Genomic DNA, 7,043 nt, shown 5'->3' with positions numbered 1-7,043 from the left:
CGGCGCGGGGGGGGGGCCGCCCCCCCCCCCCACGGCCGCACCGGCATCCGCATCGTGCTGGGCAGCGGACAGGTGGCCGAGGCGGCACCCGCCTCGGGCCTGGTCGCCACCGGGCGCACGCCGACGCTGGATGCCGTCGACTGGGCGGCGCTGACGATGGCCGGCGAGGGCGGAGGCCTGGCGCTGCAGCGCGTGGACATAGATGCCGATCGCCTCAACCTGCTCGGCGGCACGTTCGCCAATGCCAGCCTCAGCGCGGTGCCGGCGCCCAGCGGCACCGCCGTGCGGGTGGACAGCGCGACACTGGCCGGCACGGTGACCCTGCCGCGCGCGGACGGCGCGGCGATCGTGGGCAAGTTCGATCGTCTGTACTGGGTCTCGGCCAAGCCCGACGCCAAGCCGCAGGGCGCGGCCCCGGCGGGCACGGCGGCCGCCGGCGGCGCGTCGGCCGGCACGGCATCGACGCCGGCGGAAGAACCCGGCGCGGTCAATCCGGCGAACATTCCGCCGCTGCAGCTCAGCGTCGAGGATCTGCGTTTCGGCGAGGCGCATCTGGGGCAGGCCGTGTTGCGCACGCGTCCGGTAGCCACCGGCCTGCGCATCGAGCAATTGCAGACGCGCGCGCCGAAGCAGCAGGTGGACGCCAGCGGCGACTGGCTCGGGCGCGGCGCCGCGGCGCGCACGCGCCTGAAGGTCGACGTGAAAAGCGGCGACTTCGGCGCGCTGCTGGCCGGTTTCGGCTTCGGCGGCCGGCTCGCCGGCGGGCATGGCGAGGCGCATCTGGACGCCGCCTGGCCGGGCGCGCCGGGCGGCTTCAAGGTGGGAGCGCTGGAGGGCGGCCTGTCGCTGGCGATCAAGGACGGCCAGCTGGTGCAGGTGGAACCGGGAGCGGGACGCGTGCTGGGCCTGCTCAGCGTCGCGCAACTGCCGCGCCGGCTGATGCTCGACTTCCGCGATTTCTTCTCCAAGGGCTTCGCCTTCAACCGCATCGGCGGCAACGTCCGCTTCGGCGCCGGGCAGGCGCGCAGCGACGACATGCGGATCGAGGGGCCGGCCGCCGACATCAATATCCGCGGCGCCGCCGACTTGCGCGCGCAGACCTTCGACCAGTCCATCGAGGTGCTGCCCAAGTCCGGCAACCTGCTCACCGTGGCCGGCGCGATCGTCGGCGGGCCGGTGGGCGCGGCGGTCGGCGCGGCGGCCAATGCGGTGCTCGGCAAGCCGCTGGGCGCGGCCAGCGCCAAGACCTATCGCGTCACCGGCCCCTGGAAGGATCCCAAGGTGGAAGTCGCCAGCAAATCCGTGCCGGCCGCCGACAAGCGCTAGCCGCGGCCCGCCGCGCGGCCCGCGCTACACTCCCGGCATCGCTTGCGATCCGCGCGGCGCGTCCCCAATTCCGGTCTATGCTTAATCAAGACAATCCGCTGGTTCTCGCGCAAACGCGCCTGCTCTCGCCGGCCGGGCTCGATCCCGCCGGTCTGGAACGCGCCTTCGGCGCGCTGCTCGGCCCCGGCATCGATTTCGGCGACCTGTATTTCCAGCACGCGCGCCGCGAGAGCTGGGCGGTGGAGGACGGCATCGTCAAGGACGGCGCCCATTCCATCGAGCAGGGCGTGGGCGTGCGCGCGATCTCCGGCGAGAAGACCGGATTCGCCTATTCCGACGACATCAACGGTCCGGCGCTGCTGGCGGCGGCGCAGTCGGCGCGCGCGATCGCGCGCACGGGGCAGGCGCAGGGCGCGCGGGCACTGACGGCCGGGACCGGCCGCGCCCTGTATCCGGCCCACGATCCCATCGACGCCCTCGGCAATGCGGCCAAGGTCGAAGCCTTGCGGCGCGTGGACAAGCTGCTGCGCGCCGCCGACCCGCGCGTGCAGCAGGTGATGGTCAACCTGTCGGGCGCGGTCGATACCGTGCTGGTGGCGCGCAGTGACGGCGTGCTCGCCGGCGACGTGCGGCCGCTGGTGCGCCTGAACGTGCAGGTGATCGTGGAACAGGACGGCCGCCGCGAGGCCGGCTTCGCCGGCTACGGCGGGCGTTATTCCTACGAGGAGCTGCTCGGCGACGGCAAGCCGGAAAAGTTCGCGCGCGAGGCGCTGCGCCAGGCGCTGGTGAACCTGGAGGCGATCGACGCGCCCGCCGGCGTGATGCCGGTGGTGCTCGGTTCCGGCTGGCCCGGCGTGCTGCTGCACGAGGCGGTGGGCCACGGCCTGGAAGGCGATTTCAACCGCAAGGGCACCTCGACCTATGCCGGGCGCATGGGGCAGCGCGTGGCCGCCAAGGGCGTGACCATCGTCGACGACGGCACGCTGGCCAACCGCCGCGGCTCGCTCAACATCGACGACGAGGGCACGCCGACGCAGTGCACCACGCTCATCGAGGACGGCGTGCTCACCGGCTACATGCAGGACACGCTCAACGCGCGCCTGATGGGCGCCGAGCCGACCGGCAACGGCCGCCGCGAGTCGTTCGCGCACCTGGTGATGCCGCGCATGACCAACACCTACATGCTGGCCGGGCAGGACGATCCGCAGGAGATGATCCGCTCGGTCAAGCGCGGCCTGTACGCGGTGAACTTCGGCGGCGGCCAGGTCGACATCACCAGCGGCAAGTACGTGTTCTCGGCCACCGAGGCCTACCTGATCGAGGACGGCAGGATCACCGCGCCGGTGAAGGGCGCCACGCTGATCGGCAACGGCCCGGAGACCATGCAGCGCGTGAAGATGATCGGCCACGATCTGGCGCTGGACGAGGGCGTGGGCGTGTGCGGCAAGGACGGGCAGAGCGTGCCGGTGGGCGTGGGCCAGCCGTCGCTGCTGATCGATCAGCTCACGGTGGGCGGGACGAAGGCGTGAGCGATCGCGCCTGCGACGGAAACTCAGTCCTGCGGGTCGTGCGCTTCGGCGGGGGGTTCGCCGTCGGCGCGCTGCTCGCCGGCGTGCTCGCTCGCCAGCAGTTCGCGCAATTCGCGAAACAGCTCGCGGTAGCTGTGCGGCGGCTTCTGCTTCGCCCGCTCCTCCCCGGCATTGCGGGCCAGGGTGCGCAGCCGCTGGCGGTCCGCGGCGGGGTGCTCGGCGAGCAGCTCGCCCAGCGCGGCGTCGCCTTCGGCCAGCAGCCGTTCGCGCCAGCGCTCGGCGCGATGCAGCAGCGCCGCCTCGCGCCGCGCCGCTTCGCCGCCGGCATCGAGCGCGTCGCGGATGGCGTCCAGCGTCTCGTCCTCCTCGCGCCGCATCTGCTTGGCCAGGTAGGCCAGCTGGCGCTTGCGCGCGATGTGCGAGGTGATGCGCCGGGCCTCGGCGATATGCGGGTGCAGATGGTCGGGAATCGGCAGCCTGGCCAGCTGGCCGGCGTCCAGCCCGGCCAGCTGCTGCGCCAGCGCCAGCACGTCCAGCGCCTCGCGCCGTTGCTGGCTGCGGCTGGGTGAGAGGAAATCGCCGGTGGCCTCGTCGCGCCCACGCATCGTCAGACTCCAGAACCTGGGCCGCGCCGCGCGATTGCGCGCGGGCGGCACGATCAAAACAGCCTCTAGGATAGTGCATTGAACGCGATCATCGACTCTCCCGCCACGAACCTCCGCGACGACAGCCAGGCGCGCCTGGACGTGCTGGCCGGGCTGTCGCAGCGGCTGCTGGCGCGCGCCCGCGCCCGCGGCGCCACCCAGGCCGAGGTCTCGTGCTCGGAGGATCGCGGGCTCAGCGTCAACGTGCGCATGGGCGCGGTGGAGACGGTGGAGTCCACCCGCGACCGCAGCATCGGCGTCACCGTGTATTTCGGGCAGCGCAAGGGCAGCGCCAGCACCGCGGACCTGCGCGAGGACAGCCTGGAGGCCACCGTCGACCAGGCCTGCGCGATCGCGGAGTTCACCGAGGACGATCCCGCCGCCGGCCTCGCCGATCCGGCGCTGATGGCCACGGCGCTGCGCGAGTTCGACACCTGGCATCCCTGGGCGCTGGAGGCCGACCGCGCCATCGACATCGCGCTCGCCTGCGAGGCCGCCGGCCGCGAGGTCGACGCGCGCATCGGCAACTCCGACGGCGCCTCGGTCGGCACCAGCGAATCGCTGGTCGTCTATGCCAACTCGCATGGCTTCCTGGGCCGCGAACGCGATACCCATCACAGCATTTCCTGCGCGCTGATCGCCGGCCGTGGCGAGCAGATGCAGCGCGACGGCTGGTACAGCTCGGCGCTGGCCGAGTCCGACCTGGAAACGCCGGCGGCGATCGGGCGCCGCGCGGCGCAGCGCACCCTGGCGCGGCTGGCGCCGCGGCAGATCGCCACCGGCCAGTACCCGGTGCTGTTCGCCGCCGAAACGGCGCGCTCGCTGATCGGGCACCTGATCGGCGCGGTGTCCGGCGGCGCGCTGTACCGGCGCGCCAGCTTCCTGGTCGACAGCGCCGGGCAGCAGCTGTTCCCGGCCTGGTTCTCCGCGATCGAGCGCCCGTGGATGGCGCGCGGGCTGCGCTCGGCGGCTTTCGACGGCGAGGGCGTGGCCACCCGCGAGTCGGCGCTGGTGGAGGACGGCGTGCTGCAGCGCTACGTGCTCGGCAGCTATTCGGCGCGCAAGCTCGGCCTGCGGACCACCGCGAACGCGGGCGGCGTGTACAACCTCGAGATCGGCGCCGGCGGCGCGGCGGCGGGCGCGGATCTCGACGCCCTACTGCGCGGTATGGAGCGCGGCCTGCTGGTCACCGAACTGATGGGGCAGGGCGTGAACGGCATCACCGGCGACTACTCGCGCGGCGCGGCCGGCTTCTGGGTGGAGAACGGCGAGATCGCCTATCCGGTGGACGGCGTCACCATCGCCGGCAACCTGAAGGCGATGTTCCGCGACATCGAGGCGGTGGGCAGCGACGTCGACCCCCGTTCGCACCTGCGCACCGGTTCGATCCTGGTCGGCCGGATGACGGTGGCCGGCGAGGACTGAGCGCGCGGCCGCGCAATCGGCGGCCTTTCCATGTACTCTTTCGCTTTCGGGCGCGGATGCCCCGTGCCCGTCATTCCGGGGAGTTCATGATGAGCGATTTCAACGAAGCGATTACCCCTCCGCCGGCGCCCGATGGCGCCGCGCCGCAGGAGGACAGGACCGTCGCGCTGCTGGTACACCTGTCGGGCATCCTGCTCGGTTTCATCGTCCCGTTGATCGTCTGGCTGGTCAACAAGGACAAGCCGGAGAAGAGCTTCCTCAACGACCAGTCCAAGGAAGCCCTCAACTTCCAGATCACGCTGCTGATCGTCTACGTGATCGGCATCATCCTGTCGGTGATCCTGATCGGCGCGCTGATCAATCTCGTCGCCTGGGTGTGCTGCCTGATCTTCAGCATCATCGGCGGCCTGAAGGCCAACGAGGGCATCGCCTACCGCTATCCGTTCGCGCTGCGACTGATCAAGTGACCAGGCGCGTTCGCCTCGGGCAGGCGAACGACAGCGACAAGGCCCTGCGGATAACCGTTCCGTAACGAACGGCGTCCCTTCGGTTCGGTGGCGGTCAACTTGCCGCCACCACGCGCGTTGATAATGCCGACTCTGCTTCCGGAGCGGTGCGAATGTCGGCACGCGAGGCGGCCACGGCCGCCAACAGATTCGGGCTCGGCGCCAGGCCGGGCGAACTGTCCGCGGCGAGCGATGCGCGGGGCTGGCTGCGTGCGCAACTGCGCATGCAGCCGGACACGGCGGCGTTCCGCGACCTGCCGGACAGCCTGGCCCTGCTCAGGCGCGAGGCCGCCTACCAGCAGCAGCGCAAGGCGGAGAAGAACGGCGTGCCCGAGCGCGGCATGCCGGAAGGGAACGCATCCGAAGGCCGCATGCCGCCCGCGCCGTCGGGCGCGGCCATGGCATCCGCGGCGCCTGCCCGCGGCGGCCCGTCGCCGCAGCGCCGCGAGCTGACGCAACTGGGCTTGGCCGACATCGCCGCGCGCTATCGCATGGCGGCGACCACCGCGCAGCCGTTCCTCGAACGTCTGGTGCGCTTCTGGTCGAACCACTTCGCCGTCTCCATCGACAAGTCGACCGCGCGCCTGTACGCCGCGCCGATGGAGCGCGAGGCGATCCGCCCGCACGTGCTCGGCCGCTTCGAGGACATGCTGCTGGCCGTGGAGACGCACCCGGCGATGCTGCGCTATCTGGACAACGTCGCCTCCGTGGGCGACGGCTCGCGCCTGGTGCAATGGCAGGCGCAGCGCGCGCGGCGCGGCGAGGACGTGGCCGCGCGCAAGCTCGGGCTGAACGAGAACCTGGCGCGCGAGATCATGGAGCTGCATACGCTCGGCGTGAACGGCGGCTACGGTCAGGGCGACGTCACCGAGTTCGCGCGCGCGATCACCGGCTGGAGCGTGCCGGCGCCGCGGCAGCTGGCCGCGGCGCAGAGCGCCTTCGTCTTCCGCCAGAACGCCCACGAGCCGGGCGCGCGGCGGATCATGGGCAAGACCTATGCCGAGGACGGCCAGGCGCAGGGCAGGGCGGTGCTGCGCGACTTGGCGCTGCATCCGGCCACCGCGCGCCACCTCGCCGCCAAGCTGGCGCGGCATTTCGTTTCCGACGCGCCGCCCGAGCCGCTGATCCGGGGCATGGCCAAGGCCTACCTCGACAGCGGTGGCCGGCTGGACGCGCTGTACGCGGCGCTGGTGGACGCCGACGCCGCCTGGGCGCCGGCCGCGCGCAAGTTCAAGACGCCGGACGATTTCGTGGTCTCGGCGATGCGCGCCGGCGGCTTCACCCTCGACCAGCGCCCGGGCTCGTTGCCGAACCTGCTGCGCGAGCTCGGCCAGCCGGTGTTCACGCCGCGCTCGCCGGCCGGCTTCCCGGACGGCACCGGCGACTGGGCCGCCGGCGACGCGCTGCGCAAGCGGCTGCAGATCGCCGCCACCCTGGCCAACCGCGTCGGCGGCGAGCGCACGCCGCTGCAGCTGGCGCGCGAGACGCTCGGCGAGGCCGCGGTGGGCGCGGGGGCCGGGGCAGGCCTCGCCGCCGCGCTGCAGCGCGCGGGCTCGCCCAGGGAGGGCTATGCCCTGTTGTTCGCCAGCCCCGCCTTCCAGTGGAGGACCTGA

6 protein-coding genes are annotated in these 7,043 nt (G+C 72.4%); 5 read left to right on the top strand and 1 reads right to left on the bottom strand.

Going from position 1 to position 7,043, the window contains the following annotated elements; genetic code table 11:
* Together MD221_RS13010 and tldD are read left to right on the top strand one after the other, a co-directional pair.
* On the top strand, positions 1-1,326 hold a 1,326-nt coding region (locus MD221_RS13010; RefSeq protein WP_277928901.1), incomplete at its 5' end, for a YhdP family phospholipid transporter.
* A gap of 77 nt (positions 1,327-1,403) precedes the next feature.
* Entirely contained in the window at positions 1,404-2,855 is a 1,452-nt protein-coding gene (gene tldD, locus MD221_RS13005; RefSeq protein ID WP_242112236.1) for a metalloprotease TldD, read from the top strand.
* 23 nt (positions 2,856-2,878) lie between these two features.
* Here tldD and yjgA read toward each other — a convergent pair whose 3' ends face one another.
* Positions 2,879-3,460: a ribosome biogenesis factor YjgA gene (gene yjgA / locus MD221_RS13000; RefSeq protein ID WP_425602275.1), complete on the bottom strand. Its 582-nt coding sequence runs from the start codon at positions 3,458-3,460 to the stop codon at positions 2,879-2,881.
* 87 nt (positions 3,461-3,547) lie between these two features.
* Here yjgA and pmbA point away from each other — a divergent pair, with 87 nt between their 5' ends.
* The 3 genes from pmbA to MD221_RS12985 all read left to right on the top strand — a co-directional run bounded on the left by pmbA (position 3,548) and on the right by MD221_RS12985 (position 7,043).
* The gene (gene pmbA / locus MD221_RS12995; RefSeq protein WP_425602277.1) at positions 3,548-4,924 is read left to right on the top strand and encodes a metalloprotease PmbA; all 1,377 of its coding nucleotides are present in this window, start codon (positions 3,548-3,550) and stop codon (positions 4,922-4,924) included.
* Positions 4,925-5,013: 89 nt separating this feature from the next.
* Positions 5,014-5,391, top strand: a complete 378-nt coding sequence (locus tag MD221_RS12990) for a DUF4870 domain-containing protein (RefSeq protein ID WP_242112234.1) — start codon at positions 5,014-5,016, stop codon at positions 5,389-5,391.
* Positions 5,392-5,543: 152 nt separating this feature from the next.
* Positions 5,544-7,043 carry a DUF1800 domain-containing protein gene (locus MD221_RS12985; RefSeq protein WP_242112233.1) on the top strand — a complete coding sequence of 500 codons (1,500 nt, stop codon included), beginning with the start codon at positions 5,544-5,546 and terminating at the stop codon, positions 7,041-7,043.

Origin of the sequence: Luteimonas aquatica (assembly GCF_022662575.1) — a bacterium.
GTDB classification, from domain to species: Bacteria; Pseudomonadota; Gammaproteobacteria; order Xanthomonadales; family Xanthomonadaceae; genus Luteimonas; species Luteimonas aquatica.
Note: the sequence above shows the minus strand (reverse complement) of the source record. Positions and strands in the feature narration are given on the sequence as shown.

Excerpts from the sequence above, each read along its gene's own strand:
- tldD (WP_242112236.1), top strand. The coding sequence starts at position 1,404 with ATGCTTAATCAAGACAATCCGCTGGTTCTCGCGCAAACGCGCCTGCTC.
- yjgA (WP_425602275.1), bottom strand. The coding sequence starts at position 3,460 with ATGCGTGGGCGCGACGAGGCCACCGGCGATTTCCTCTCACCCAGCCGC.
- MD221_RS12990 (WP_242112234.1), top strand. The coding sequence starts at position 5,014 with ATGAGCGATTTCAACGAAGCGATTACCCCTCCGCCGGCGCCCGATGGC.
- MD221_RS12985 (WP_242112233.1), top strand. The coding sequence starts at position 5,544 with ATGTCGGCACGCGAGGCGGCCACGGCCGCCAACAGATTCGGGCTCGGC.